The organism is Gemmata obscuriglobus, from assembly GCF_008065095.1.
Taxonomy (GTDB): domain Bacteria; phylum Planctomycetota; class Planctomycetia; order Gemmatales; family Gemmataceae; genus Gemmata; species Gemmata obscuriglobus.
Genome location: NZ_CP042911.1, coordinates 1,250,508 through 1,276,894, shown reverse-complemented (window position 1 = coordinate 1,276,894; position 26,387 = coordinate 1,250,508). Strand labels below are relative to the sequence as shown.

Here is a 26,387-nt window from a genome sequence, read left to right as displayed (position 1 = left end):
CTGGAAGAACCCAAGAATCTGAATCAGTGGTGTCGCGTCGTGGCGGTCGGCGTCTTGGGGGAGAGCTTCGAGTACTTCAGCTTACTACCCAATTCGCGCCGCTGGCGTCCGTGCCGCCCGAATTATAGACCACCGACGAGTCCGGCGCGCGAGAAATGGCGCCAACTCCGGGTGTTCCGATTGGGCCGCCGGTGTATGATCGAGGCACTGGAGCGGCCGGCCGCCCGCCGCCGCGCCGCGAAACCGAAAAACGAGCTAACGCCGCTCCCCCGGCATCCGATTTATTCAGGGACGACCGACCGGCGCACCCGGAGCCTGAGGGACCACCGCCATGAAACCGCTGAGCTTCGCTCCGCTGTTCGCGCTCCTGCTCGGGTGCTGCGCCGCCGCGGCCGCGCAGCCCAACATCGTCATCCGGCCCCAGAAATCCGGCGAAGAGAAGTTCGACGAAGCCCGGTTCCTGGTCATCCGCCCCAACGGGAAGCCGCCCTCCCTTTCGGCGCCGACGCTCGCCACCCCGGCGCTCCCCGCCAAGACGTCCGCGCCCGCGGGGGCGCTGCAGGTGCCGCCGCCGGGCGCGCCGAAGCTCGACGCCGATGTGGCGTTCGAGTACTGGTTCGCGGCCGGCGTGGACGGCCAGCGGATCGGGTACGTGCAGTGGGGCGCCAAGGCGACCAAAAAGAGCGGGCGGGACCTGCTCGTTGGGGTGAAGTACCAGAAGTTCACCGTGTCGCGGTTCGGCGAGCGGGTGGGCCAGTGGGCCGAGGAGTCGTCCGTCGAGAGCCCCGCGGGGACCGTGTTCCTCACCGGCATGCGCCAGGGCATCGGTCACAACCAGGCGCTCGTGCTGAACGGGACCGTCGAGGGCAAGACGCTGAAGGTGACCGGCGAAGGGGCCGCGAAGGGGGCCTCCGACACCCCGTGGCCCGAGGGCGTGGTCGGGTGCGTGCGGGAGCCGGCGCTCTTCAAAGAGAAGCCGCTCAAGCCGGGCGAGTCGTTCGACTACCCGTCGTACATCGGCGTCATCAACCGCGTCGTGAAGATGACGGTGACCCTGGAGGCCGAGGAGACGGCCGCACTGTGGGCGAAGGAGCCGGCCCGGAAGCTCCTCCGCTACGTCTCGAAGATGGAGCCGGTGGGCACGTTCAAGCTGCCCCCCGCGACGACCTGGGTGGATGCCGAAACGTTCGAGCCGCTGAAAATGGAGTTCGACTTCCCGGGGTTCGGCGGGAAAGTCACGTTCCTGCGCACCACGCGCGAGGCGGCAACGGCCGACGTGATGCGGCCCGTCGAACTGTTCAACGCGCAATCCGTCCGACTGGATCGCGAGATTCCGGGAATACATGGCCGGAAGAGTGTCGTCTACAAAGTGTCGGCCCCGAAGGACGACGACGCGGGCACCCTGTTCCCGGCGGACGCGCGCCAGGCCGTTAAGAACCTCGACGCGCGGGCGAAGACGTTTGAGCTGAGCGTGTCGGCGTCTCACGGGCCGGCGCGGGGTGCCCCGGCGCAGCCCGCACCGGGCACCGAGTTTACCGCGAGCAACTATTTCATCAACTGGGACAACGGCGGGGTGAAGGCGCACGCGGCCGCCGCCACCAGAGGGCTCCCGGCGGCCGCAACCGACTGGGACAAGGCGGCGGCGGTCGAGCGCTGGGTGAACCGGAACATGAAGGCGTTCGAGTTCTCGCAGGCGATGGCGACCGCCGACAACGTGGCGAAAACGCTCAGCGGGGACTGCACCGAGTACGCGATGCTGTCGGCGGCGATGTGCCGCGCGGTCGGCGTGCCGGCGCGGACGGTGCTGGGGCTGGTTTACGCGCCCGCGAAAGACGGCAAACCGTACCTGGCGTACCACATGTGGTTCGAGGTGTTCGCGGAGGGCCAGTGGCTACCGCTCGACGCGACGCTCGGGCTGGGCGGGGTCGGTCCCGGGCACCTGAAGATCGCGGACCACAGTTGGCACGACGAAAAGACGTTCGCACCGCTGCTCCCGGTACTCCGTGTGCTGTCCGCGAAGCCGGCCATGAACGTGGTGACGGTCGAGCCTTGAGACGGGCGGTCGGCGCGCCGGTGAACGTCCCTCGTGCCGTGATGGATTCCGAAGAATCCGACGCCAAGACGCCAAATACCGCGCCCGGGAATTTTTGGTACGCGATAGCTTCGCCGGGACCGGCCGTCTATACTCTTGGCAAGCCGTCGAACCGTCCCGCTGACTTGGCGTTTCGGTACCTTTGGGGGCGCAACCTGCCCCCGGCGCGCCGTTCTTTTAACGGCGCGAGCGAGTTCTTGATACTGTGGGCCGTGCGAATGGGTGGGACGCCAGTCAGGGTGCCGGCATGACGGACCGGGAACCACACGCCCCGCCGCCTCCGCCCGCCCGCCCGCGCACGGACCTCTCTCACGAAGGCAACGGCTCGTTGATGACCGCGACCCTCGTTCCCCGACCGACCGCCTCTGGACCCGGCGCGCCCCCCGCGCGGGAAGGCCATCCTGTGACCGACCCCGGCGAACGCGGCCGCCCGTGGCTCACCCGCCTGCTCGCGGGCGAGCTGCCGCTCTCGTGCTTCCGCTCGGCGCCGCTCCCGTCCGGGGGCCGGGCGCCGAGCGAGTACCACTGCGCCGCCCGCGCCGCCGCGTGCCCCGACCTGCTCGTCGTCCACGCCGACCCGGCTGCCGGCGAGCGGTTCATCTTCGATCTCGCCACGCTCGCGGCCGATCGCGTACTGGTCCTGTCGCCCAACCCCGGCGTGGCGGACCGTATCGTCGAGGGCCTGTTGGGGGCGTCGGTCGGGGTGCTCCGGGCGCTCGGCGACAACGAGAACCCGTCCCGCCTGCCGCCCGTCGTGGCGGCGGTCACGTCCGCGGCATTGGGCATCAACCGGGCCGCACAGTTGCAGCGGGACGCCGCCGGGGCAGTGGCCGCCGCGGAAGCCCGGATGGCGGCGTTCGCGCCGGTGGCAAAGGCGATCGCGCGGCTGGTCGAGGTGAACGAGTCGCTCGCCCGGCTCGAAACGCGTCTGACCGAGCTGACGGCCCGGCGCGACCGCGTGGAGGCCGATTTGCGGGCCGAAACCGACACCCCGTTCGCGCGGGCGCTGGCGCAGTTCGACGCGGACCACGCCGCGGCGGTCGAGCGGCGCGGCGCCGAACTCCGGACCGCGGTTGCCGCACGAGACGAAAAGCAGTCGGCTCTGGAGCAGGCCCGGCACCTGCACGCCGAGGCCCTGCGCAAGCCCGGGTTCCTGTCGCGCTGGTTCAGCGGCAAGGCCAAGCCCGGGGCGGTCGAGCCCGCGGACCTCGAAAAGCAGCTCCAGGTGCTCGAAGCCGAAGCCGCCGCGCTCGCCGCGCAGGTGCGCGAGCTGGAAGGGGCCGTGACCGCCTCCGCGACCGCCTCCGGAGCGGCGCGCGACGCCCTGGTGACGAACGAACTGGCCTCCCGGCGCGCGGCGGCCGCGACCGCCGTGACCGAGGCCGAGGCCGAACTCGCGCGGGCGCGGGCCGAATCGGCCGCGCTCAACAAGGTGATCGTTTCGACGGTCCCTGGTGACGACCACGGCGCGGCCCAGGCGGCGCTGGCCGCGGCGCGTGAAAAGGCGGCGGAGGCGGCGCGCGCCGTTCCGGTGGCCCCGCCGCGGGTGGTCGTCGGGACGCCCGGGAGCTTGAAGGTTGATCCGGTGTTCGCGGCGCCCGCCAACGAGGGGCCGTTCGGGCTGCTGGTACTGGACCGGGCTGAAGAGCTGACCGAGAACGAGTTCCCCTGGCTGGCGCGGCTCGCCGGGCGGTACGTCCTCGTGGGGCACGCGGTTCCGGCGGACGACCGGCGCGGGCGCGGCGGCGCGCCCCCGTTCGCGGCGCGGCTGGCCCGCGTACTCGATCGCGAAACGTGGGCGGCCGAAGGGAACCGGCTGGTGTGCCGGCTGGTGGCGCCCGACCCGGAGCAGCGGCGGCGGCTGGTGCGTGAGCCGCTCGCGGACCGGCCCGAAATCGAATTGCGGTTCCTCGAAACCGGCGCCGACCCGCAGCTCGCGGAGATCACGTTCCCGTGGAACACCCCGGTCGCCGACGCGAAGCGGTTCCTGGCGGAGACGCTGGGTGAGGTGCGCCTCCGCCCGTGCGGCGAGTTCCACTGGGAGACCGCCGCCGACGCGGTTGTCGCGGTGTGGCCCGCCGCGGACGGTCCGGACGGTGCGTGGGTCGAGCTGGAGCCCGGGGTGCGCGAGAAGGTGACGGGCGCCGGTCCGTTCGCGTTCACCGCCGCGGTTCGGTTCGACGTTGCCGCGGGCTGGGATGCAGAGCGGGCGGCCGCGTGGCTCGACGCGCGACTGCCGGGCGCTTCATCGAGCCGGTTTGCGGCCCTGCCCCGCTCCGCCGCGCCGCGACAGAATTGAGCCACGCGTCACGCGTTCTGGCCGGTTGAGTGGAAGCAGGGCAGCGTGGCGAGCGTTCTCAACTGCGCAGCGCACCCAGCGCCCCGCTCGTATCGGTCAACCGCCCGTAACTGCTCCCGCATTTCTCTACGGGACGCGGCGAAGGACGAGGAGTACGACCGCGCCGAACGCGAGCCCGCCGGTCAACAGGTACGCCGCTCCGGCCAGGTCCGGGGCCGACCGAATTGCGGCGGACAGTCCTACCATACCGGTCATAAACAGCCCGATGAAGCTGAGCCATCCCAAGACGTTGGGAAGGAACCCCTGCCGATCGGAAGTCGGGCCGCCCGCCATCAGTGCATCCTCCGTCATCGAGCCCGCGACACGCCGGCGGGATCGATCCTGTCCCTTTTAGTTATTGAGAAGTCTATCGGCTTTCGCTCGCGAGCGTACGATTCCCTTCCCACATTCCGCCACGTCACCTTCATCCTGCACTTTCCACGAATCGGGTCCGCTGCCAAGTCCAAGCACAGTTCGGCGAGGGTTGCGGATTGTGGCGCGGTCGTGGTGCTCGCCCACAACGGCCGGAACCTCTGGCCCTGCCTGACGGTACCCGGTGCGGATACGATAGCACAGATAGAAATATATATATAAACGAGCACTCGTTCACGGGTAATGCGGCTGCCTATCAATGATTGATAAGCCGCTGCCCGGTTGTATTCACGATGGCGCGGAGAACAGAGTTGGTGGCGTCGTACCAGTGCGGTGGGCGGTGACGGCGGTCAGGAATGCCAACACGTTGCGGTTCTGCCGGCAACACGAGGCGATCACCGTGAGAACCCGCTCCACGAATCGACTCCCCTGTTCGCTGTCGGTCCCGGAGCTCGTCTCGCGCCAGCACACGGCGTGGCGCACTTCGCGCCCGGCCGCGTTGTTGGTCGGTTCCACGCCGGCCATCCGCGCGAACGTCCACAGCGATGCCTCGACCGCCAACAACTCCGCGCACGTGGCGGCCCCAAATGGTTAGGGCGCCTGCGAAAGTCTCATTTCAATTGATGCGTTTAGGCAAATTGATTACGTATTTGTATTTTAACCAGTCGTCGCGGGCTGCTGTTGACATCGGATTGTACCGGCGAGTAAGTTGCTTCCCTCCCGGATACACTTCGCTCTCCAAGCGACCCTTCCGCCATGTTCTGCACACGGGTCTTTCTTTAGCCAGAAAGGGCCACATGCGTTTTCCGCGAACAGCGTTCACACTGCTGGAGTTGCTCGTCGTCATCGGAATCTTGGCGGTGCTGATCGGCCTGCTCCTCCCGGCCGTGCAGAAGGTGCGTTCGGCAGCGGCACGGATGCAAGAAGCGAACAACATGCGCCAGCTCGGGATCGCGATCCATTCGTTCGCGGCAGCCCACGACGGCAAACTGCCGGACATCGACGGCGCCGGTCCGGTAAAAGGCGATTCCGTGCTGTACACGCTGCTCCCGTATCTTGAGCTCCAGTTGCCCACGGGCAGCCAGCCGTCAGACTCTGCCAGCAGCCGGTGGTACCAGCCGAAGTTCTTCCGCGCGCCGGCCGACCCCTCGTTCGGCTTGGCTGTGGCCCCCGATCGCGCGGCCTCTGATGACCTCGGGGACACGAGCTACGCGGCCAACGCGCAAGCACTGCGGCGCGGTGCCGAACTCCAGAACGGGTTCCCGGACGGCCTATCGGGAACGCTCCTGTTCAGCCACCACTACGCGCGCTGTGGGCTCTCGGGCTTCACCTGGAGCATCCTCGGAACCCAATGCGCGGAGCAAGGCAACCCGAACCCGATCCCCTGTGACCAACCGCTCCGCCACCGTGCGACGTTTGCGGACGCGCCGATGTACACCGACGTGGCCCCGGTGGCCGTCGCGCCGGGACAATCTACCGCGTCGATTCGGGGCCTGACGTTTCAGGTGCGCCCGCCCTTCGACTCGTGCGACTTTCGAGTTCCCCAGGCCCTGTTTGCCAGCGGGTTATCGGCGCTCAATGCGGACGGGAGTTACCGGACGATCCCTTCGAGCGTGAGCGAAGCGGTGTTTTGGGGCGCAGTGACCCCGGCCGGGGGTGAAGTGCTTGGCGACTGGTGACATCTCGCCCCTTTAGCCGGCGCAAGCTGCCAGGAGGCGGGCGCGGCAACGGATGTGCGGTGCCTATTTCTCGTGGCCCATGCGTTCCTGCCCGGCGGCGCGTGAGAGCCGCCGGGCAGGAACGCATGGGCCACGAGAAATAGCACGGCCAACCGAACCGGTTAGCCGTGCCGTTGCACCGGCGGGCGTGCCCGCCGGATCGTTCCGTTCGGTCCGTTACTCCATCTGCCGCGCGGGCAGCGGGTACTCCAGGATCTCCTGCAACAGTTCCAGCTTGCTCGGCCGGGCCAGCAGCGGCACCAGGTTCGGCAGCGCGTAGTAGTCCCCGTTGAACTGGTACGCGTCCGTCATGATCCCGGCCCGCTTGCACTCGTCCTCCAGTTGCGAGGTCGCCCCCGTGACCTTGACGAAGTAAACGGTCGGGTCCGCCTTCAGCTCCTCGCGGTACTTCAGCAGCGCCGGGACGAACTTCGGCTCGGCGTTCTCGCCCTCGTCGGTCACCACCACGATCTGCTCGACGTACTGCTTCTTCCGCCGCAGTTGGTCGATGCCGACCCCGACCGAGGTGTTACCGCCGGCCGTGATGCCCGTCAGCGCGACTTCCCACGCTTTCAGGTCCGAGGAGTGACCCCCCCGCGGGTTCCCCCCGTGCCCCCCTTTCAGATCCGAGGAGTGAACCCCCCGCGGGTTCCCCCCGTGCCCCCCTCCTGCCTCCGGTCCGGCCGCTTCGACCGGGTAGGCGATCGAGTCGAACGCGTACACGAACAGCCCCTTGTCCGCGACCGCTGCCAGCAGCGCGCCGAGCCGCTTGCCGATCTCGATGGCCTGGCTCATCGAGCCCGACTTGTCGATCAAGAGCGCCGTCGGCCGCGCGATCCGGCCCCGCGCCTTCACCTGCGTGTCGGCGACGGCCTCGAGTTTCTGCCGCACCTCCGCGCTCACGGGCACGCTCTCCAGCGCCTTCTCGGCCTTGAACGCGCTCACCCGGGTCGCCGTCTTCGCGGCGTCGAGCTTGGCCTCGATCAGCGCCTTCACGCCCGCGTCGTCAAATGCGCCGCGCTTGCGGAGCATGTCGAGGTTGTTGATCGCCTCCTGCGGCGACATGCGGTCCACCAGCGCCCCCAGCACCACCGGGGCGTTCCCCTTCACCAGCCCGATCGCGACGCGGAACGGCACCGCGTGCGCGGCGACGAGCCGCGCCTGCTCCTCCGGCGACCCGGCCTTCGCCAGCTCCTTCAGCCCGGCGAGCTTCGACCCCGGCGGCGGGGTTTCGTCGAACAGCACCGCCTGGGCGCGCGGCCCCGGCTTGACGTGCAGCAGCGCGTACAGCCGCTTCAGCGTCTTGCGCGCGGTGATCGCGGTGGCGTCGAACCAGTCCGGGTTCGCCTCCCGCTCGCGCAGGTAGCGGGTCACCTCGGTCTTCAGCGACCGCGGCACGTTGCGGAACAGCCCGAACTCGTCCGTGAGCGTGACCGTCCCACCTTCAGCCCGCTTCGGCTTGCCGGGCTTCTTGCCCCGCGACGCTTTCAGGTCCCCTTTCGGGGGGGAACCCCCTACGGGTTCCCCCCGCGCCCCCCTCCTGCTCTTCGGCTTGAACGCGCCGGCCGGCACGTCGTCCGGCTTCTTGTCCACCGCGATCGACACGTCTTCCTTGCGCCCGTGGATGAAGTCGACGACGCGGCCGACCTGGTACGGCGGCAGCTCGCGCAGCATCGCGAGCCCCACGTCCCGGTGGCCCGGGAAGGTGCTCAGCGCGAGCGTGACGATGAACATCTCCTTGTGGTCGCGCACGTCGCCGTGGTCGCTGTACCACGCGGCGAGGCGGACGTAGAACCGCGGGTCCTGTTTCACCAGCTCGGCGTGCAGCGGGTGGACCAGCCCGAGCTTGCGGTGCGGGCAGGTGAGCAGGCTGTTCAGCATCGACAGCCGCAAATCGATTTCGCCCTTCGTCATTTCCATTGCCGTCGCCCTCCTCAAGCAGGGCCGTCCAAAGAAAACGGCCGCTGGCGCGGCCGTGAAAGTCCACCCGTACAAGTTCCGTCGGCGAGTCCCTTCCGGGACACTTACTCCCCTTGCGGGGCGTTGCCTTCAACCACTCGGCCACTCCCCCGAGGTGGAGGAGGTGGGATTCGAACCCACGGATCGGTCGCCCGATCGACGGTTTTCGAGACCGTAAAGTGTGTACGCCGGCGGACGTCGGGTACGGGTTGGTTCGGTGTTCGAGAAAGCGGTCCGTACAAGTCCGGGAAGCGGTTGAAACTCTTCAGTGCGTATACCGTTTCGCCACGGCGCCCGTGCGGGCGCCGGCGGGAGTCGAACCCGCATACGCTTTCGCGTGCTGAAACTTATTGGTTTGTACGCTTCCCCTGTGGGGTACGGACTGGCCCCGGTTGTCTGAAAATAGGCCCGTACAAGTTCGTGAAGCGGTGAAACTGTCCGTTGCTCTACCGATTGAGCTACCCGCCCAGAGGGCGGGACAGGATTCGAACCTGTGACCAACAGATTAAAAGGGTTTGTACGCTTCCGCCGTAGGGTACGGGCTGTCTCCGAATCAGTGCGATGAACGCCGGGCGAGCGGGCCGCACGAGTCGTGCAGGCGATTGACACTTTGAGTGCTCTACCACTGAGCTACCCCCCGGTAGTCGAGGGGGCTGGATTCGAACCAGCGGCCACTCCCTTATGAGGGGAAGGTGTTTGTAAGCCGGCCGCGTTGGGTGCGGCCCGCTCGCTCGGCGTTCGTTGATAAGGAGAGTGGGGGGCGGGAGAGGTTCGCGGGAAATTTGTGATGTGCCACCGGGCGCGCGGTTGGTCTGCATGCACGGCGTTACACCCGCCCGCGTCAGCAGCCGTGTGGAACGCGCAGCCGGCTAAGAAACGGTGGCGGAATGGACGGGCGGTCGCGGCTTCGTGTTTACGAACACAAATTTTGACAGGATCGACAGGATAAACAGGATGAAGACCGATTGGCTTTCATCCTGTTTATCCTGTCGATCCTGTCAAAATTGTCTTGGCTCAGCCACCGCGTATTGGTGCGACCTGCTCTCGCCCCGGCGGCCGCAATGGTCCTCCGAGCGAGGTTCGTTCCGCCACCACCTCGACTGGGAACGACCGGATTCGGTACGGCACCGGCACGCGGCGGTCACCGCACCCCGATGCGGATCAGCACCTTCCCGCCCTTCCCGGGCTGCGCGGCGTGGTCGACCGCCTTGTTCACCTCTTCCAGCGGGTACGTCCCGGAAAAATGCGTTTGCAGCACCCCTTCGGCCATCAGCGCGCGCACCCGGCGGAACAGCCCCAGCATCGTGAGGATGCGCTGCTGTTTCGCCCACGTCCCCAGCCAGAAGCCCTCGATGTGAACGTCGTTCCCGATCAGGTGCCGGGGGTGCGCCGAGACGGGTTGGTCGGTGAGCGAGCCGTACAGCAGGCACCGCCCGCCGTGCGACAGCGCCGCGATGATTTGCGAACCGGTTTCGCCGCCGACGGGGTCGAGCGCGTACCGCACGCCGTCCGGCACCAGCTTCCGCACCTGCTCCGGAACCGGGCCGTCGGACTCCACGACGACGTGGTCCGCCCCGAGCTTCTTCAACTCGTCCACCTGCTCGCGGCGGCGCACCACGTTGATCGTGCGGAACGCGAACTTGTGCCCGAGCCGGACCACCATCTTCCCGAGTTCGCCGCCGGCCGCGGACTGGAGCAGCCACGCGCCCTTCGGGACCTTCAGCACGTCCTGCGTCATCGCGAGCGCGGTCGCGGGGTTCACGAAGAACGACGCCGCCTGCTCGTCGCTCATCCCGTCCGGGACCGGGATCACCTGCCGCGCCTTCGTGACGGTGTACTCGGCCCAGGTGCCGCGGCCGTCGTTGATGACCGCGACCCGCTTCCCCTTGCGGAGCCACCCGAGCACCCCGCCGCCGGTCGCCTCGACCACGCCGACGCCCTCGAAGCCGGGCGTGGCGGGCAGGTTCGGCTTCAGCCCGTACTTGCCCCCGATGTACATCAGGTCCGACGGGTTGACGGGGCTGGCGAGCATCCGCACCAGCACCTCGCCCCACTTCGGCTGCGGGGCCGGTACGTCGTCCTCGAGGCGCAACACTTCGGCCGGCGGGCCGACCCGATCGAACACGACGCGCTTCACTGGTGCTCCCCCTGCTCGCGGTGGTCACCAGACTCTCTATTGGCGCGCGGCGCGAAGTCCAACCGCCACTATACTGGGGGCATGCTGTTCTCCGAGTTCGTCGTCGTGGTGTGGCCGGACCACGCGGGCTGGTTCCTGCTCGCGGAGGCGGCGCTCACCGCCGGCACGCTGCTCGCGGTGCTGCACTACAAGCGCGAGCCGATGTCCGCCATCGCGTGGTCGCTGCTCGTGCTGCTCGTGCCGTTCCTGGGCGCGTTCCTGTTCCTCGTGTTCGGCTACCAGACGGTCCGCCGGCGGCTCCGCCGGCGCCAGGCCCGCAGCAAGGCGTACCGGGCGTTCGCCCGCACGAAGGGCGACTCCGCGGGCGTGCCGGCGGCGGTGGAGGTGCTCGCGAAGCTCGGGAACCAAGGTGACGGGTTCCCGGTCAGCGGCGGGAACGCGGTGACGCTGTACCGCGACGGCAACCCGGCGTTCGACGCCATGCTCGACGCGATCGGCCGCGCCCAGCACCACGTCCACGTGCAGTCCTTTATCGTCCGCTCCGACGAGACCGGCCGGCGGTTCGTCGAGGCGCTGTGCGCGTGCGCGCGGCGCGGCGTGGAGGTGCGGTTCCTGGTCGACTCGGTCGGCTCGTACGCGCTGCCGTACCGGGTGCTGCGCCGGGTCCGCGCCGCCGGCGGGAAGGCTGCGACGTTCCTCCCGCTCTCGAACCCGCTGCGGTGGAACCTGCGCAACCACCGCAAGGTCCTGGTGGTGGACGGGCGGGTGGGGTTCTGCGGCGGGCTCAACATCGCCGACGAGTACCTGAGCAAGAGCCCGAAGTTCGGGCACTGGCGCGACACCCACTTCCGGCTCGAAGGGCCGGCGGTCGAGGGGCTCCAGCACACGTTCCTCGACGACTGGTACTTCGCCACCCACGAGGCGGTGAAGGGCGGCGCGTACACGCCGGCGCACCCCGCGACGCCCGGGGGCGTGCTGGCCCAGGTGGTCGCGTCCGGCCCGGACAACGACTACAAGGCGATCCGCGACACCTACGTGGCGGCGGTGCTGCGGGCGCGCGAGCGGGTGTGGATCGCCAGCCCGTACTTCGTGCCGGACGCGGGGCTCCGCGACGCGCTCGTGCTGGCCGCGCGGTCCGGGGTGGACGTGCGGTACCTGGGCCTGTCGAAGCCGGACAAGTGGCTCCCGTTCCTGGCCGCCCGGTTCTACTGGGAGGACATGCTGGCGGCGGGGGTGAAGGTGTACCAGTACCGGCGCGGGATGATGCACAGCAAGTTCGTGCTCATGGACCGCGAGTGGGCGTCCGTCGGCTCCGCGAACACCGACAACCGCAGCCTGCTGCTGAACTTCGAGTGCAACTGTCAGTTCTTCGACGCCGGCGTGGTGCGGGAGCTTGAAGCGGCGTTCCTGGCCGACCTGGACGGGTCGTCGCAGCTCGGCGCCGAGAAGTACGCCCGGCGGCCGCGGGTCATGCGGCTGGCGGAGAACGCCGCCCGGCTGTTCAGCCCGGTCTTGTGAAGGCGGATTGGCCACGAAAGGGCACAGGAAGGCAAAAGAGAGTTAGCCACAAAAAGCACAGGAAGCAGAAGAGAGTTAGCCACAAAAAAGCACACAGGGCACAAAAGGAAACCAGGGACCGAAGTAGAAGAGTGAGTTTAAAACACTGCTTCTGTCTTCGTCTTCGGTTTGCTTTTGTGCCCTTTGTGCTTTTTTGTGGCTAATCCTCTTCTGTCTTCGTCTTCGGTTTGCTTTTGTGCCCTTTGTGCTTTTTTGTGGCTAAATCTTCTGCCCTTCGCCCTCAGCTACAGACGCGGTTGCGGCCGGTGCGCTTGGCCTCGTACAGCTTCTGGTCCGCGTCCTGGCGCAGGTGGTGCGGGGTGGTGACCTCGTCGCCCACCGTGCTGGCCAGCCCGATGCTGATCGTCATCTTGATCGGCGTCGCCTCGAACCGGAACTCGTGCGCGGCCACCGCCTCCCGCAGCCGCTCGGCCACGTGCAGCGCGTCGTCCTTGGTGGTCTCGACGAGCACCACCACGAACTCCTCGCCGCCGGCCCGGGCGAACAGGTCCTCCTGGCGCACCGACTCGCGCACCACCCCGGCCAGCTCGCGCAGCAGGAAGTCGCCGCACAGGTGCCCCATGCTGTCGTTGATCGTCTTGAACTTGTCGATGTCCAGCGCCAGCACCGACAGCGGCCGCCGGTGCCGCTGCGACCGCACCACCTCGCGCTCCAGGAACTCGTCCAGGTACCGCTTGTTGTGGATCTGGGTGAGCCCGTCGAGGATCGTCAGCCGGTAGATCTCTTCGTGGTACTCCGCCTCGATGTTGCCGCCCGCGAGGTACCGGTACAGGCAGTTCCCGACCCGCAGGTAGTCGCCGTCCCGCAGGAGCCGCGACGGCTCGATCACCCGGTCGTTGACGAACGTGCCGTTGGTGCTGCGCTGGTCGGAGACGCAGTACCCCTCCCCGGCCGGCTCGATGACCGCGTGCCGGCGGGACACCGAGTGGTCCGTCAGGCGGATGTCCGCGTCCTCCGCCCGGCCGAGCACCAGCGGGCGGTCGGTGAGCGGGTAGCGGCACCCCATCGTCGGGCCGGTGGGGTAAATGTGAACGAGGCATGCCTGCTTCGCCGTGGACAGCTTCTTCGGCGCGCTGATCCACGTCTCGGAAGCTTTTTCGGCCATCGCGCGACCTGGCAACATTGCGTTCGGCGTTGAGAGAGTGCGGGACGTTCGACCGCTACGAAACCGTAGTTCACGGAAATTACAGGGGCCACCCGAAGCAAGCGGTCGCCTGAAATCGCGCGAATAATCACGCCACGCAATAACCGCCTTCACGCTTCGGCACGAACTATTACGGCCGGGGCGAAACCGGCGGCACGATCCCGTTAATTTTCGCACGGGGTTTGGTCAGGTCGACCAGGATCGGCTCGCGGGTGACGACCTCCTTGACGTTCCCGGCGGCGTCGCGGGCGGTCGCCTTCAGGTACACGCGGGCCGGCACGCCCGCGGGCACCCGCCAACTGTACTGCCCGGTGTTCGCGAGCCGCTTGGGGACCGGCGCGTCCAGCGTGGTGTCGCGGAGGACCGGCTGGTCGGCGGCGGCGGCGCCCGCCACCGGCTTCCACGGGCCGGCGGCCGCGTCGCTCCACTCCAGCGTGATCGGGTCGTCACCGAAGTTCTTGTCGCTGGCCCGCCACTGGATGACGAGCGTGTCGGGGGCGTTCGGGTCCGACTGCGGCGGGAACAGGTCGAGCTGCGGCGGGGTCACGTCCAGCACCACCCGCATGTCGGGCGCGTCGCCGGCCACGGGCTCGCGCTCGCTCAGCCCCGCGCCGCTGACGGGCACCAGCCGGAACCCGTAGTGGCCCTCCAGTTGCGGGTTCTCTGCGGCGTCGAGCGACACCCGGACGGACCCGCCCTTGGCTTCCTTGTTGTTGTGCTGGCTCCACTTCCGCCAGTTGCGCCCGTCGTCGCGGGTGACCCACAGGTCCACCCGGCTGAGGCCCGACGGCCCGCGGGACTCGAGGTCGAACCCGAGGTCGAACCGCGGGTAGCTGATCACCTGGGCGCGGGTCACCTCGACGGTCGGGCTCGCGCCGGACCATGCCGCGGCCTGCTGGGTCGTCGCGCCCGGGGCCGGGGCCGGGGGCACGGCCCGCGGATCGACCACGGCGAGCGGCTTCGGCCCTTCTGGCGCCGGCGGGGTGCTCACGAGCGGCGCGCTCGGCGGGGTTTGAACCGGGAACGTCGCCGCACCCGGCTGCGGCTGGGTCGGGAGCGCCCCGACGCCCGCCGGGACCGGGTTCACCGGGGGCGGGTTGGTCGGCAGCACGCCGGCCGGCGGGGCCGTGGCGAGCGGCACGAGCGGCGTGTGCGGTTGCGGCTGAAGGGGCGCCGGGTTCGTCGGCGCGACCGGCCCCGGCCCGGGCGGCGTGGGGTTGAGCGGGAGCGGGCTGGGGTTGGTCGGGAGCGCCTCCATCGCCGGCGGCGCGAGTGCGGTCCCGCCCGCGCCGGCCAGCGCGGCGGCGGGCGGGGTCGGGGCCGGCGGCGACAGGGCCGTCGTCGTGCTCGCGTTCGCGTTGCCGGCCGGGAAGTCGCGGGTGACCTCGGCGCGGTTCCCGGCCACGTCCGCGGTGCTGATCTTCACCGTGACGCCCTCGCTGATGCCGCTCGGGAACCGCACCCCGGTCCGCGCGCCCGCCGGCAGGGTGACGTCCTGCCAGGCGTTTTCAGGGCCGTTGGTGGCGCGGAACTGAACGCGGGTGCTTTCGTCGTTGGGGAACTTGTCGTCCACCGCCCACTGGACGACGATCTCGTCGCCGGTGCGTTTCGCGTCCGTCACGCGGATCACCGGTCTCGTGGTGTCCACGACCATCTTCAGGTCGGGCGGGTCCACGGTCAGGTTGGCCGGGTCCGCGTTCCCCTTCAGGTCCACGATCTGCATCTTGAACCAGTACAGCCCGTCCTCCTTGGCGACGTAGACGAACGCGTCCTTGTCGGGGGTGACGGACCCCTCCTGGTGCCAGGTGTTCTCGCCGTTGCGGGCCACGTACAGGAACACGTGCCGGATCGACCGGCGGTCCTTTTCGTACTTGATGGGCAGCTTGATGTTGCGCGAAGCCATCGCGTGGTAGTCCTGCCCGATCGGCTGGCCCATCGTGAGCCCGAGGAGGGCGGCGGCGGCGAAAGTCATGACCCGATTCCCCGGCGCTGAGGAAAACGCCCGCGCGGAACGCGGGCCGTATCGGGTGTATCGGCTGTGCGGGTCGAAGAATTTAGTATTTCGCGCGACGCGGCCGGAATTATTCAAGTCTCCGGAACCGGCCGCCCTGGCGCGATCCTCCGGGGTGCTCAAGCGGGGTCGGCTGCTTAGAACAGGGAAGGGAGCGAGGACGCGCAGCGCGCCCGTCCCCGGGCGGTTGTTTCGCCGCCCGGGGACGGGGCGGCTTGTGGAGTGAAGTGACGATGACTTCAGACGAACTGCGCCAACTGCTCGAGGGCGTGCGGACCGGCGCGCTGGGCGTCGGCGAGGCGGCGGAACGGTTGGGGCAGGCTTCCGTGGCCGAGCTGAGCTTCGCGACGCTGGACCTGGACCGCCAGCGGCGGTGCGGGTTCCCGGAGGTGGTGTTCGCCGAGGGCAAGACGCCGGAGTGGGTGGAGGGGGCCGTGCGGCGCCTCGCCGCGGCCGGGCAGGACTGCTTCGCCACCCGCGTCAACGAGGCCCAGTCGGCGCACCTGACCGGCCACTTCCCGCAGGCCGAACAGGACCGGCTCGCGCGGACCTTCTGGCTCCCGGTCGCGGGCGCGCGGCCCGAGCCCGCGGGGAAGGTGTGCGTCGTGACCGCGGGCACCAGTGACCTGCCCGTCGCTCAGGAGGCGCTGGTGACCGCCCGGGTGATGGGCGCCGCGGTGGAACTGATTGTCGATGTGGGGGTCGCCGGGCTGCACCGCGTTCTGCGGCAGCGCGAGCGGCTCGCGGCGGCGGACGTGGTCATCGTGGTGGCCGGGATGGACGGGGCGCTGCCGAGCGTTGTTGGCGGGCTGGTGGACTGCCCGGTGATCGCGTGCCCGACGAGCGTGGGCTACGGGGCCGCGTTCGGCGGGGTCGCGGCGCTCCTCACCATGCTCAACAGTTGTTCGGCGGGGGTCTGCGCGGTCAACATCGACGCCGGGTTCAAAGCGGGATACGTCGCGGCCCGGTTCGTGCGACGGCTGCAAGCGCGAGCGGCCCGGGGCTGACGCCCGGGCGCTCGCGCGGTGTGCTCACCGTCGCGCGTCGGCTCAGCCGAGCGGACCGGGCGTGACGGCCGGCGGCGCGGGCGGGACCGGCGCAGCCAGCGGCGTGTACGCCCCGCCGCTCGCCCGCTCGGTGCTGCTGCCCGGCGGCGGCGGCGGGAGGGGTTCGAGGCTGTTGAGTTGCGGCGCGGGCGGCGTTGACAGCGAGACCCGACCAGCGGACGGCGCGGCGCCGGCAGCCGTACCGGTGCCGGCCCCGGGCCAGTTGCCCGGCGGGGCGGCCCCAAGAGGCGAGCCGGACGAAGCGGGCGAGAGACCGCTCGGAGGCGGTTGCACGCTCGGCATGACGCCCGTCTGGCCCGGAGCGCCGATGGTTGTGTTCGGGGTCCCGTAGCTCGAAGGCCCGCCGAAGTTCGGCTGCGGCACGCCGGGCGTGTTGAGCGTGTTCTGACCGGTGGTGCCGACCCGCTGCTGCTGAGCGACCCCGCCGGTTTGCTGAATCCCGGTGGTGCTGTACGGGTTCGCCCCCGGCATGCGGGCGGCACCGGTCGATATGGTCGGGGTGCCGGGCAGCCCCGGGGTCGGGGCCGGCTGCTTGGCACCGATCTTGTTCTTCTCTTTGTCCTTACCCGTATTCATGCACCCGACGAGCCCGGTGCAGACGAGCATCCCGAGGCCGGTCGCGGCGAGCCGCACCCACCTGCGCGTTCCCTGCGCCATGATTCCCTTCCCCCACGAAGTCGACCGGCGCGGCCCGCACTCGCGACATCCGTGTCGCGCGGTTGCGGGCTCGTTCGCTTCGGCCCGGCCAATAGCGGCCGGGCGGGGGGGAATCAAGGCGGACAGTGGGACGGTCGGGTGCGGAGCGGGCGGGGCCGTGCTTCACCGGGCGCAACGTCCGATTCGGGCCGGCCACGCGGTCTGGCGCCGGCGGTTCGACGAGGGCGTCCGTGCGCTCCGGTCGAACCGCCGGCGCCAGACCGCGCGCGGATCCAGCCCGCGGCGCGGTTCGACCGGAGCGCGTCCGTGCGCTCCGGTCGAACCGCCGACATCGGCCGGCCCGTTCGGTCCGTGACCCAATGTGAAACGCGGAACGGCACCGAAGTAAGAAGCGGAGAAGGGTAGGCTCATTCACGGTTCGGGTGGCGGGCGTCTGTTTCTTGTGGCACCGACATTCCTGTCTGTGCGGCGCGAGAAGGCCGCACAGACAGGAATGTCGGTGCCACAAAACCAAAACAGACACCGGTAACCGGGTCGCGCGTGAGCGGGTTCCTCGCTCCTTGCCCCTCACCCCCAACTACCGCAGGCCGGGAACCGGGTTGGCCGGGGCGACCGGGGCCGCGGCCCCGGGGACGGCGCCGCGCCGCGCCTCGCCGGCCGGGTCTTCCATGCTCGCCAGCTCGCGCGGCAGCGGGTGCGCCGAGTCCGGGGCGAAGTACTGCGGGTAGTGCTCCAGGTACCGCCCGCTGGGCAGCGTCATCCCGCCCATCACCGTCTGGCAGCCGCTCGAACAGGTCAGGGTCAACCCGAGCAAGGCCGCGACGCTCGCCAGCCAGCGCCGATTGGTTCGCATCTGTATCCTCGCTCCCGTTACGTGTCGAACGACGGTCCGCGACTCCCGCGCGGGCGCCGCCCGTGAACGCTGCTTCTATCGGTTGCTCCGGGTGTGAGCCTTCAGACAAATTTCGGGGTCGTGCGGGCGCGGCCCGGGCGCGTGTTGACCCGGCTCGCGTTCCGCCCTAGCATGGCACCCTGACCCCCAATCGCTCCACGCCGGACCGACGGATGCCAGGCACACGGCACAGCGCCCGTACACTCCCGCTGGAACTCCGCTGGGACGACCGGCGCCCGCTCCCCGCTCGGTGGGTCGTTCCCGACGGCGTGCGGCCGCCCGCCCCGGGCCGCGCCGGGGCCGCGTTCGACTTCAGCGCCCGGATGACCGCGCTGTGCGCGGACGTCGCCGCCCGGTGCGAGGAGCTGCGCCACGTCCACATGCCGCGGGTGCTGGTGTCGTTCACCCCGAGCCGCAACCGCAGCCGGTACGGGCTCCAGGCCCGCGTCACCCCGCTGCGGTTCCGCGACGGCGCGCTGACCCGCTCGCACGGCCCCACGGACTACCAGGTGCAGCGGTTCTTCGTGGACGGGCGCGAGATGCTGTACGTGCTCACCTTCTGCCTGCCCCGGTTCCTGGACCAGACGTTCCGCGAGAAGCTGATCACGGTGTTCCACGAGCTGTACCACATGGCCCCGAGCTTCAACGGCGACCTGCGCCGGCACCCGGGCCGGTACGCCGTCCACTCGCACTCGAAGGACCGGTACGACGAGCGGATGGGGGAGCTGGTGGACGACTACCTCGCCGACCACCCGGCCCCGGCCGCGTTCGCGTTCCTGCGGGCCGGCGCGCGCGAGCTGTGGGAGGCGCACGGGGGCATCGTCGGGGCGGTGGTGCCGCGGCCGAAGCTGCTGCCGGTCGGCGCGGTCCCGCGCCAGGCCGCGGCGCGGAACCGGAAGGGGCCGAAGTAGGGCCGGAGCCGCCGGCTGGCCCGTCGGCGATTCCAGCAGTTTCAAGTTCCAAGTTCCACGTGCAGCGCAATGCACACGAACGGCCCGGGGCTTTAGCCGAGCCGGTTCCCAACTGACAGATCACCTGCACCGCCATCACCGGATGAGCGGCGCCCCGAATCAGCCGGCAGTGTCAGGTGCCGCGCCGGGTTCGGCTGGCCTTTGCCCACCGCGGAGAACCTCGCGGTCGGCGGGCTCGCCCTCCGGCACGAAGCACCGGAGCTGCCCGTCGCGGCTATCGACGTACAGCCGGCCGCACGCCCGGCACTGCCACATGAGCCGGGCCGACCGGCCGATGATGCGGCGGGCGAGGTGGTACGCCTCCTCCTTGCCCAGCCGACCGTCGGCCACCGGGTCGATCACCTCGTCGTCGATGGCATCGTTAGTGGAGAACCACGCTTGGTCCGGGATCAGGTGCCCCTTGTGCGGCAGTTCGTCGGTCTGGTCGATGATCGACGCCCCGCAGTGGCAACCGATCTTCACAACGCGCCCCTCCGGTGGCCGAACCTGGAACTTGAAACTTGAAACGACTGGATTTGGTATCAGACCCACACGCCCTTACCGAAGCGCGCCTTCAGCGCCCGGATCGCCTTCTCGCTCAGCGCGTTGCGGCGCACGTCCAGCCGCGTGAGCGGCGCGGCCGCGGGTAGCTTGGCGAGCGCCGCGGCCCCGCCCTCGCCGATCCGGTTGTCCGACAGGTTCAGTTCCGCGAGTTGCGCGAGGAGGGGAGCGGCGACCAGGGCTCGAACCACCCCCGGCCGCAGGTTGTTGCCGGCCAGGCTCAGCTTCGTGAGCGCCGGGAGGCGGGCCGTTCCCAGCGCGGCCACGGCCGCCGCGTCCAGTTCGGTCACGTTGAGGGCCAGCTCCGCCAGCCGGGTGAAGTGCCCCGCGCCCGCGAGCACCCGCACGCCGGCCTCCCCGAGCGGGTTGCCCGAGAGGTCGAGCGCCGCGAGGCGCCGCAGCGGCTCGGACGCGACCAGCGCCCGGGCCATGTCCGCGTCGATCCGGTCGAACGCGACGCCGAGCCGCGACAGCCCGCTCGCGTGCTTCGACTTGAACAGGGCGCGCAGCTCCACGTCGATGGGGCACTGGCCGCAGGTGCACATCTGTTGCAGGTCGACCGCCGCGAGCCGGGCGAGGAACGGGCACGCGGCGAGACCGTCCACCTCGCCCTTCGCGTACGGGAAGCGGACCGTCCGGAGCAGCGGGGCGTGCCGGAAAATGAGCTCGGCGTGGTTGACGAAGCGGGTGGGCGAGATCGAGCAGCCGTCGATGAAGCCGCGGCGGAACGTCCAGTTCTCGCCCAGCGAGGCGCCGCGGAGCGGGGCGGTCCAGCGCCGCGCGTGCGCCCGCAGCAGCGCCTTGGTTTCCTTCTCGGCGGCCTTGCGCTCCTTGCCCTCGGGCAGGGTTTCGAGCCGGCACTGCGCGCGGATCAGGGCGGCGCGGGCGGGGTCGTCGCCCGCGCCGCGCTCGTCGAGCCAGTCGGCGAACACGAGCCGGGGCGTGTCGTCGTCCGGGTGCCGGAGGATCGCGCCGAGGAACGCCTGCTCGTCGGTGACCGTCATGCGGATGGCCCTCAGCCGAGGGGCGGCCACTGCTGGGCCATGCCCTCGCGTTCGATGTCGCGCACCTGATCTTCGGTGACCTCGAACTTGCCGGCCACCGTGGTGCGGGACGCCGCCACCCCGGCGCCGCCGTCCTGCGCGTCGACCAGCGCCTTGAAGATCGCCCGGCGCTGATCAACCGTGAGCGGACCGGGTTGCTCGTCACTCATCGCGGACCTCGTCGTTCCGGGAACCAGTATAACAACTTCCTCCATCCTAATAACCCGCTTCCGCCCGGGCGCAAAATTCCCGCGACGAACGCGAACTCGTTTCCCCCGCGGCCCGATTCTATGTCACTGCGCGAACTGCTGGTGCCGGTTTCGGACGACGACCCGCCGCCCGCGGTGCGCAAGTTCCTGCGCGACGCCGAGCGCCGGATCGACCGGTTCCAGCTCGCGTGCCGGGTGCCGGCGTTCGTGCCGTGCGACTACGAGACCGCGTACAAGGTGCTCCGCGCCCTCGCCGAGAGCGACGAGCTGCGCGGGCAGCGGTTCTGCGAGTGGGGGTGCGGGTTCGGGGTGGTGGCGGGGCTGGCGGAGATGGTCGGGTTCGACGCCTGCGGCATCGAGATCGAGAGCGCGCTGGTGGACGAGGGGCTCCAGCTCGCCGAGGACTACGACCTGTCGGTGGAGCTGATCCACGGGAGCTTCGTGCCGCCGGGCGCGGAGGACCGCGTCCACCGCGCCGGGGCGTACAGTTGGCTCGCGACCGAGGGCGACCAGGCGTACGAGGAGCTGGAACTCGAGATCGACGACATGGACGTGATCTTCGCGTACCCGTGGCCCGACGAGGAGGCGGTGGTGTTCGACCTGTTCGACCACTACGCGGGCGCAGGGGCGGTGCTGGCCACGTACCACGGCAGCGCCGAGTTCCGGCTCAAGCGCAAGGTGCGCGACGGCGGCAAGCGGAAGCGCCGCGGGCGCTGAGTTGCGGTGCGGGGGGGCCGCCCTGTGCGCTCGTACAGGGGCCCGCCGCGGGTGTCGCTTTCTGACGAGCCGCGACCGCCGGGCACGTGTACGAGAACGGGCTGCTTCTTGCGGCCCGTGCGGGGCGCACGCTTCTGAAGGCAATTTTTGACAGGATCGACAGGATCGACAGGATGAAGACCGACCGATTTTAAATCCTGTTCATCCGGTCGATCCTGTCAAAACGGTCTTCATCCCCATCTCGCGTTCGTGCCCCGCTCCCGGGCGGTCGCGGCCGTCAAGAACTGCGACACGACCACCGGGCACGTGTGACCGGCTCCCGCGCTCAGTAGATCACGCTGGCCTGGATGAACAGCCCTTCCAGCGACAGGCTCGACGGGCGGTTGATGACCTTCCCCTGCCCCACGTCGTCGGTGAACCGCGGGCGGGAGAAGATGTCCTGCCAGTGCGTCACCTCGTACCCGGCCCGGAGCGCGATGGTGCGGTACTGCCAGCCCAGGCCGAGCGCGACCGTGCCGAACGGCACCTCGCGCTGGGTGTCGTTGCGGACGTTCACGTAGGTCGTCGCGCCGCTGTCGTTGGTTTCGAGCACCTGGTTGGTGCTCCGGCCGCTGAGGAACCCGAACTGGCCCCGGGCGTACAGGTGGAACCCGTACTCCGCGGCCAGCGTGCCCTCGGCTCCGAGCGTCGGGCCGAACCCCTCGAACCGCGACCGGGTCTTCACCGCCGCCCGCCGCGCGTCGGACCCGTCGTAGAACGCGTTGAACGTCTGCCGGATGTCCGCGAACCGGAACCCGGCCAGCGCCCGCACCGCCAGGTTGTCCGAGATCACGAACCGGCGGCCGGCGGCCATGTCGAACAACTGGTAGTCGAGGTCCGCGGTGGCCGTGGCGCTCAGCGCGCGGTCGGTCAGGCCGGGGCGGGTCAGCGTCGGGAACAGCACCGCCGAACTCGGCACCGTGTTGGCCGCCGGGTTCGCCGCCGCGGCCGGCGCGAAGACGGTGCTGTCGCCGCCGGCGGTGTGGTACGTGTACTGGAACGTCGCCTCCCACTTGCCGCCGTCGAACACGTACCCGAGCCCGGCCCGAATGCCGCTGCCGAGCTGGTACTTGAGCGAGTCGATCGGGCCGGTGGTGGCCAGCCCGGTGGCGGCGGTGTTCCGGACGGCGAAGTCGAGGTCCGAGGTGCGCGGCCGCATCAGCAGGTACTCGGCGGACACGTACCAGCCGCCGTGGCTCGGCACCACCGCGTTCAGCGCGCCGGAGACCTCGTGGTGCCCGTGGTCCGCGGGCGGGTGGATGTCCCCGAACCCGCCGTGCGGGGTCAGGTCCTTGACCGGCAGGTGGTCGTCGGACAGCGCGGCGAGCGACCGCACCGGCGCCGCCGGCGCGGTTCCGGGCGGGACGGTGCTGACGGGCGGGAGCGACGCCGGCGCGGAAACCGGGGCCGACGGCGCGCCGCCCGGCGCCCGCTCGCCGGCGCCGGGGAACGCACCCGGTTGGGCCGCGGCGCCACCGGCGCCGACCAAAAGTGCCCCGACCCCCAACAGCGAGCGGACGTATCGCATGGCCGAACTCCCCCAGAAAACAGCCCGCGCAACCACAGTTTGGCGGGCCGCATACCGGCGGGGGCGGGGCGAATCAAGAGACGATTGAGGGCGCGCCGGGCTGCGCAAGGGTTCAGCTAGGTAGCCTGGGTGACCACAAGATCCACCCGGCAAAGCGACGTAATGATTGGAAATTAGGGAGTTACGAATTTGCTGTCATTGGACACTTATCCGAGTCTGAATCTCTGCGTTGCCCTGCAGGGGTTGGAAACGGGTCTTGCTTCGTTAACCCAGCTCCAAACGCTTAATGGCATGCCCATTTTCCCACCAGTGGGAAAGCCCCGTTGACCCACGTGTGTCATTTATGGTAAGGTGCTGTCGTGTGGGAGCGGCCCTGCATAGGGGTCGATGGGGGAGCGACACAACAATGCCGCGCCCCATCTTCGCAAGGCGCGAATCGCCTTCTTTAGCGTCACCCATTAGTTGAGTGACGTAATCACGAGGAATGGTTCTATGTCTATCGTCACTCGAAAGGTTGACGATCGGGTCCGTGTTGTGTTGCCAGCAAACTTTAAGGAGAAGCTGGTCACGGTGGAGCAGATCGGACTCGAAGAAGTGCGCGTTCGGATCGTGAAGGCCGTGCGTCGCCGGCCTTCCCTAGCAAAGCTGTTGGCTCTCATGACCGATGAGAACCAGCATGAACCTGTCGATTTCGGTCCACCTGTTGGTAACGAGGTTTTATGAGCGTTTCGGTTCCGGCCCGTGGTGACGTGATCCGCTTGGACTTCAACCCCCAAGCGGGACATGAGCAAGCGGGACACCGCCCGGCCTTGGTAGTCTCTCCTGCGGAATACAACAAGCGAGGGATGGCTATTGTGTGCCCCATCACGAACACGGTGAGGGGGCAGCCGTTTGAGGTGGCAGCTCCCCCGGGCACTGGCGTGACTGGCGTGATTCTGAGTGATCAGATGAAGAGCGTGGACTGGAAGAACCGAGGCGGCCAGCCGTTTGCCAAATTTGACGAGGAGACGGTTAATCAGGTGGTAGAGAAAGTGCTCGCTTTGATTGACCCCGAGGGCGTGTTCTGCCCTATTGAGACGGATGATGAGTAGCTTGGATTTTGAGTAGAAGTAAGGCCCCGGAGGTCCCGGGGGCTTACTCATTTGCCCTGCATCGCTTTTCGAGGTCCGGCGGCGTCGCCATGACTAGTTTCCGAGGAGCCAGATCGCGTAATCGAGGCTCGTTGCCCCGGGGGTGTAAACGGGCAGCACGTCGGCGGTAGTGGGCGTGATCGTCCAGCCTGTAACGGGGCGGTCCATCAACAGGTGCGAGTATGTCTCGATCCAGAAGTTGGTGGTCGCAGCCTGAAACCATAGTTGGCTGGCGGTGGTCTGCGGGCCGTGTCACTCCGAGCCGGCCGGGGCGGGCGGCGCGAACGAGCCGTCCCACTTGTCCGGCACCCGGCGCTTGTTCGCGTCCATCACGCGGATCAGGCACTTGCCCGCCGGGTCGTCCGGGAACTGGTCCGCCAGCAGGCCCGCGGCCGCGTCCCACTTCCCGTCGGTGAACAGCTCGACCGCGTCGGCCCACTGCTCCTGCAGCCAGTCCGGGACGCTCGGCAGCACCGCCGAGTACAGCTCGAACGCCTGAAGCGGCTCCGGGAACCCCTTCGCCCGCACCTTGCCCAGCGGGCGGGTCCGCATCTCGCGGCCGGTCGGGTCCGCCTCGCGCACCTGCTGCGCGATCTCCTCCGACACGATGATCGGCACCCCGAACGCCTTCGTCATGCCCTCGAGCCGGAACGTGAGGTTCACCACCGGGCCGTACAGGTCCACCACAGCCAGGTCGTGCGCCCCCAGGCGCCCGGCCACCGCGGTGCCGTGGGTGATGGCCACCCCGCACCGCCCGGTGCGGGTGTAGTCGTTCAGCCGCCCGGCGATCGCCAGCGCCGCCCGGGCCGCCAGCTCCACCTGCCGGTGCTGGAGCTTCGGCCACCCCCAGAACCCGAGCACCGCGTCCCCGCGGAACCCGCCCACCACCCCGTCGCGGTCGGTGATGGCCGAGGCCATCGTGTTCAGCGCGTTGCCGATCTCGCGCTGCGACTGGATGAGCTGCGACGCGTTCTGCGAGGCGAACAGGGAGTAGTTCCGCAGGTCGCAGAACAGCGTGGTGATGGTCTTCTCCTCGGGGACCAGCATCCGCTCCAGCTCGGCCGGGTCGTCGAGGTACTTCCACAGGCTCTGCGGCCACGCCCGGCGGATCACCTTGTTCTGCTCGGTGAGCCGGCTCACGCGGAGGGTCGTCTCGATCACCCCGACGAGCAGCTCGCCGATCTTCTGGTACTGCGTGAGGTCGCTGACGATCTTGTCCTGGGCGGCCTTGTCGAGCATGTTCCACTGGCCGCCGGTCTGGCCGGCGACGTACAGCGCGTACCGGGAGCCGTCCTGGAACGGGGTGCAGACGGCCCACGGGGTGACCCCGTGGACGTGCGTGTCGGCCATCGTGAGTTCGGCGCCGCCGCTGCCGGTGGAGTCCGGGGACCAGCAGTGCAGGCAGCTCCGCCGGCGCTCGAGGATGGCCCGGTGGGCGAGCCGCTTCGACGGGTTGAACCCGCTCTGCGCGTGCGACGTGTTGGGCCGCACGCTGAACTCCGGCACGCTGAGCCGCTTCTCGTTCGGCGGGCAGTCCGGGGGGATGCGGACGATGGCGGCGGCGTCGGCCCGCGGCATCGCGTCCATCACCACCCGCAGCATCTGCCGGAACAGGGCCTGCTCGTTGCCGACGGCGCGGATGGTGTTGGGCAGGTTCTCCATCGCGCGGAGGGCCGCGGCCGGGTTGGCGAACGGGATCTCCTCGAGCTGGGCGCGGGTCTTCTCCTCCTGCCGCGGCGCGATGGTGGCGTCCACCGGGCTCTCCGGCGCCGACTCGTCGTCGCTGTGCAGGGTGAACCGGGTCTGGCCGATCCAGAACGACTCGCCGCGGCCGACCACGCACCGGCCCTGCGGGGCCTCGATGAGCCGCTTGGACTTCTCGTCGAAGATGAGGGTCTGGTTGGCCGGGGGGTTGGGGTAGCCCGGGTTGGTGGGGCGGGTCTGGACGGTGAGCTTCTCCTTGGCCGGCTCCCAGGTGAGGATCGCCTGGAACCGGGAGATCTGGTCGTCCTCCGGGATGGCGATGTCCATCTTGCCTTCGTCGCGGCCGAGGTTGAGCGGCTTGTTGGGGGGCAGCGGGAACCGCCGCCCGTACTGCCGCGCCATGACCGCCGACTTCCTGGGGTCGGCCTGGACGTCGGTGATCGCTTCGATCTCAGCCATCGTCTGCGAACTCCTCCCTGCGCCGGCGGGGCGCGCCCGCGCCACACCGTACCCTTTATCGTACTTCCTGAAACGGACCGGT

21 protein-coding genes and 1 pseudogene are annotated in these 26,387 nt (G+C 69.3%); 9 read left to right on the top strand and 13 right to left on the bottom strand.

Annotated elements, in window-relative coordinates:
• Positions 1 to 331: 331 nt before the first annotated feature.
• Positions 332 to 2,053 carry a transglutaminase-like domain-containing protein gene (locus GobsT_RS05105; protein WP_010037981.1) on the top strand — a complete coding sequence of 574 codons (1,722 nt, stop codon included), beginning with the start codon at positions 332 to 334 and terminating at the stop codon, positions 2,051 to 2,053.
• 442 nt (positions 2,054 to 2,495) lie between these two features.
• A complete protein-coding gene (locus GobsT_RS05100) occupies positions 2,496 to 4,391 on the top strand; it encodes a hypothetical protein (RefSeq protein ID WP_010037980.1) in 1,896 nt (631 codons plus the stop codon).
• 126 nt (positions 4,392 to 4,517) lie between these two features.
• Here the strand turns inward: GobsT_RS05100 and GobsT_RS05095 are convergent, their stop codons facing one another.
• Positions 4,518 to 4,742, bottom strand: a complete 225-nt coding sequence (locus GobsT_RS05095; RefSeq protein WP_148087606.1) for a hypothetical protein — start codon at positions 4,740 to 4,742, stop codon at positions 4,518 to 4,520.
• Positions 4,743 to 5,090: 348 nt separating this feature from the next.
• Positions 5,091 to 5,384, bottom strand: a pseudogene (locus tag GobsT_RS05090) (IS66 family transposase); the annotation flags it as partial.
• A 215-nt stretch (positions 5,385 to 5,599) separates the two neighbouring features.
• Here GobsT_RS05090 and GobsT_RS05085 point away from each other — a divergent pair.
• On the top strand, positions 5,600 to 6,481 hold the full coding sequence (locus GobsT_RS05085; RefSeq protein ID WP_010037974.1) for a DUF1559 family PulG-like putative transporter: 882 nt from the start codon (positions 5,600 to 5,602) through the stop codon (positions 6,479 to 6,481).
• Between the two features lie 216 nt (positions 6,482 to 6,697).
• Here the strand turns inward: GobsT_RS05085 and GobsT_RS05080 are convergent, their stop codons facing one another.
• Positions 6,698 to 8,440 carry a hypothetical protein gene (locus GobsT_RS05080; RefSeq protein WP_232068333.1) on the bottom strand — a complete coding sequence of 581 codons (1,743 nt, stop codon included), beginning with the start codon at positions 8,438 to 8,440 and terminating at the stop codon, positions 6,698 to 6,700.
• Between the two features lie 1,180 nt (positions 8,441 to 9,620).
• Positions 9,621 to 10,616, bottom strand: a complete 996-nt coding sequence (locus tag GobsT_RS05070; RefSeq protein ID WP_010052319.1) for a zinc-dependent alcohol dehydrogenase family protein — start codon at positions 10,614 to 10,616, stop codon at positions 9,621 to 9,623.
• Between the two features lie 81 nt (positions 10,617 to 10,697).
• Here GobsT_RS05070 and cls point away from each other — a divergent pair, with 81 nt between their 5' ends.
• Positions 10,698 to 12,134 (top strand): cardiolipin synthase, encoded by a 1,437-nt coding sequence (gene cls / locus GobsT_RS05065; RefSeq protein WP_010052321.1) that lies wholly within the window; start codon positions 10,698 to 10,700, stop codon positions 12,132 to 12,134.
• A gap of 280 nt (positions 12,135 to 12,414) precedes the next feature.
• Here the strand turns inward: cls and GobsT_RS05060 are convergent, their stop codons facing one another.
• Positions 12,415 to 13,299 (bottom strand): GGDEF domain-containing protein, encoded by an 885-nt coding sequence (locus tag GobsT_RS05060; RefSeq protein WP_010050240.1) that lies wholly within the window; start codon positions 13,297 to 13,299, stop codon positions 12,415 to 12,417.
• A 169-nt stretch (positions 13,300 to 13,468) separates the two neighbouring features.
• On the bottom strand, positions 13,469 to 15,310 hold the full coding sequence (locus GobsT_RS05055) for a hypothetical protein (RefSeq protein ID WP_010050243.1): 1,842 nt from the start codon (positions 15,308 to 15,310) through the stop codon (positions 13,469 to 13,471).
• 272 nt (positions 15,311 to 15,582) lie between these two features.
• Between GobsT_RS05055 and larB the strand changes: the two genes are divergently transcribed.
• Positions 15,583 to 16,356: a nickel pincer cofactor biosynthesis protein LarB gene (gene larB, locus GobsT_RS05050; protein ID WP_010050245.1), complete on the top strand. Its 774-nt coding sequence runs from the start codon at positions 15,583 to 15,585 to the stop codon at positions 16,354 to 16,356.
• Positions 16,357 to 16,398: 42 nt separating this feature from the next.
• On the opposite strand, the gene GobsT_RS05045 is transcribed toward larB, so the two are convergent.
• Both GobsT_RS05045 and GobsT_RS05040 read right to left on the bottom strand, forming a co-directional pair.
• Positions 16,399 to 17,073, bottom strand: a complete 675-nt coding sequence (locus tag GobsT_RS05045) for a hypothetical protein (RefSeq protein WP_010050248.1) — start codon at positions 17,071 to 17,073, stop codon at positions 16,399 to 16,401.
• Between the two features lie 577 nt (positions 17,074 to 17,650).
• Positions 17,651 to 17,926, bottom strand: a complete 276-nt coding sequence (locus tag GobsT_RS05040; RefSeq protein ID WP_109571267.1) for a hypothetical protein — start codon at positions 17,924 to 17,926, stop codon at positions 17,651 to 17,653.
• Between the two features lie 212 nt (positions 17,927 to 18,138).
• Between GobsT_RS05040 and GobsT_RS05035 the strand changes: the two genes are divergently transcribed.
• A complete protein-coding gene (locus GobsT_RS05035) occupies positions 18,139 to 18,876 on the top strand; it encodes a hypothetical protein (protein WP_010046766.1) in 738 nt (245 codons plus the stop codon).
• Positions 18,877 to 19,035: 159 nt separating this feature from the next.
• On the opposite strand, the gene GobsT_RS05030 is transcribed toward GobsT_RS05035, so the two are convergent.
• From GobsT_RS05030 to GobsT_RS05020, 3 genes are read right to left on the bottom strand one after another with little or no spacing between them, the layout of a single operon-like run.
• Entirely contained in the window at positions 19,036 to 19,398 is a 363-nt protein-coding gene (locus GobsT_RS05030) for a hypothetical protein (protein ID WP_010046770.1), read from the bottom strand.
• A gap of 59 nt (positions 19,399 to 19,457) precedes the next feature.
• Entirely contained in the window at positions 19,458 to 20,480 is a 1,023-nt protein-coding gene (locus GobsT_RS05025) for a TIGR02996 domain-containing protein (RefSeq protein WP_010046772.1), read from the bottom strand.
• Positions 20,481 to 20,491: 11 nt separating this feature from the next.
• Entirely contained in the window at positions 20,492 to 20,689 is a 198-nt protein-coding gene (locus GobsT_RS05020; protein WP_010046775.1) for a hypothetical protein, read from the bottom strand.
• Between the two features lie 120 nt (positions 20,690 to 20,809).
• Here GobsT_RS05020 and GobsT_RS05015 point away from each other — a divergent pair, with 120 nt between their 5' ends.
• Positions 20,810 to 21,445 (top strand): class I SAM-dependent methyltransferase, encoded by a 636-nt coding sequence (locus GobsT_RS05015; protein ID WP_010046777.1) that lies wholly within the window; start codon positions 20,810 to 20,812, stop codon positions 21,443 to 21,445.
• A 325-nt stretch (positions 21,446 to 21,770) separates the two neighbouring features.
• On the opposite strand, the gene GobsT_RS05010 is transcribed toward GobsT_RS05015, so the two are convergent.
• Complete coding sequence (locus GobsT_RS05010; protein WP_010046781.1) at positions 21,771 to 23,012, bottom strand: Lpg1974 family pore-forming outer membrane protein; 1,242 nt, start codon at positions 23,010 to 23,012, stop codon at positions 21,771 to 21,773.
• 492 nt (positions 23,013 to 23,504) lie between these two features.
• Between GobsT_RS05010 and GobsT_RS05005 the strand changes: the two genes are divergently transcribed.
• Entirely contained in the window at positions 23,505 to 23,735 is a 231-nt protein-coding gene (locus GobsT_RS05005; RefSeq protein WP_010046782.1) for an AbrB/MazE/SpoVT family DNA-binding domain-containing protein, read from the top strand.
• Positions 23,732 to 24,103 carry a type II toxin-antitoxin system PemK/MazF family toxin gene (locus tag GobsT_RS05000; protein ID WP_033199369.1) on the top strand — a complete coding sequence of 124 codons (372 nt, stop codon included), beginning with the start codon at positions 23,732 to 23,734 and terminating at the stop codon, positions 24,101 to 24,103. The genes GobsT_RS05005 and GobsT_RS05000 overlap by 4 nt, the downstream gene beginning before the upstream one ends.
• Positions 24,104 to 24,394: 291 nt before the next feature.
• On the opposite strand, the gene GobsT_RS04995 is transcribed toward GobsT_RS05000, so the two are convergent.
• Positions 24,395 to 26,305, bottom strand: a complete 1,911-nt coding sequence (locus tag GobsT_RS04995; protein WP_010046786.1) for an adenylate/guanylate cyclase domain-containing protein — start codon at positions 26,303 to 26,305, stop codon at positions 24,395 to 24,397.
• Positions 26,306 to 26,387: the final 82 nt, after the last annotated feature.

Bases quoted from the DNA above. Each gene is read 5' to 3' on its own strand.
- GobsT_RS05105 (WP_010037981.1), top strand. From the start codon at position 332: ATGAAACCGCTGAGCTTCGCTCCGCTGTTCGCGCTCCTGCTCGGGTGC.
- GobsT_RS05095 (WP_148087606.1), bottom strand. From the start codon at position 4,742: ATGACGGAGGATGCACTGATGGCGGGCGGCCCGACTTCCGATCGGCAG.
- GobsT_RS05085 (WP_010037974.1), top strand. From the start codon at position 5,600: ATGCGTTTTCCGCGAACAGCGTTCACACTGCTGGAGTTGCTCGTCGTC.
- GobsT_RS05080 (WP_232068333.1), bottom strand. From the start codon at position 8,440: ATGGAAATGACGAAGGGCGAAATCGATTTGCGGCTGTCGATGCTGAAC.
- cls (WP_010052321.1), top strand. From the start codon at position 10,698: ATGCTGTTCTCCGAGTTCGTCGTCGTGGTGTGGCCGGACCACGCGGGC.
- GobsT_RS05060 (WP_010050240.1), bottom strand. From the start codon at position 13,299: ATGGCCGAAAAAGCTTCCGAGACGTGGATCAGCGCGCCGAAGAAGCTG.
- GobsT_RS05055 (WP_010050243.1), bottom strand. From the start codon at position 15,310: ATGACTTTCGCCGCCGCCGCCCTCCTCGGGCTCACGATGGGCCAGCCG.
- larB (WP_010050245.1), top strand. From the start codon at position 15,583: ATGACTTCAGACGAACTGCGCCAACTGCTCGAGGGCGTGCGGACCGGC.
- GobsT_RS05045 (WP_010050248.1), bottom strand. From the start codon at position 17,073: ATGGCGCAGGGAACGCGCAGGTGGGTGCGGCTCGCCGCGACCGGCCTC.
- GobsT_RS05040 (WP_109571267.1), bottom strand. From the start codon at position 17,926: ATGCGAACCAATCGGCGCTGGCTGGCGAGCGTCGCGGCCTTGCTCGGG.
- GobsT_RS05035 (WP_010046766.1), top strand. From the start codon at position 18,139: ATGCCAGGCACACGGCACAGCGCCCGTACACTCCCGCTGGAACTCCGC.
- GobsT_RS05025 (WP_010046772.1), bottom strand. From the start codon at position 20,480: ATGACGGTCACCGACGAGCAGGCGTTCCTCGGCGCGATCCTCCGGCAC.
- GobsT_RS05020 (WP_010046775.1), bottom strand. From the start codon at position 20,689: ATGAGTGACGAGCAACCCGGTCCGCTCACGGTTGATCAGCGCCGGGCG.
- GobsT_RS05015 (WP_010046777.1), top strand. From the start codon at position 20,810: ATGTCACTGCGCGAACTGCTGGTGCCGGTTTCGGACGACGACCCGCCG.
- GobsT_RS05010 (WP_010046781.1), bottom strand. From the start codon at position 23,012: ATGCGATACGTCCGCTCGCTGTTGGGGGTCGGGGCACTTTTGGTCGGC.
- GobsT_RS05005 (WP_010046782.1), top strand. From the start codon at position 23,505: ATGTCTATCGTCACTCGAAAGGTTGACGATCGGGTCCGTGTTGTGTTG.
- GobsT_RS05000 (WP_033199369.1), top strand. From the start codon at position 23,732: ATGAGCGTTTCGGTTCCGGCCCGTGGTGACGTGATCCGCTTGGACTTC.
- GobsT_RS04995 (WP_010046786.1), bottom strand. From the start codon at position 26,305: ATGGCTGAGATCGAAGCGATCACCGACGTCCAGGCCGACCCCAGGAAG.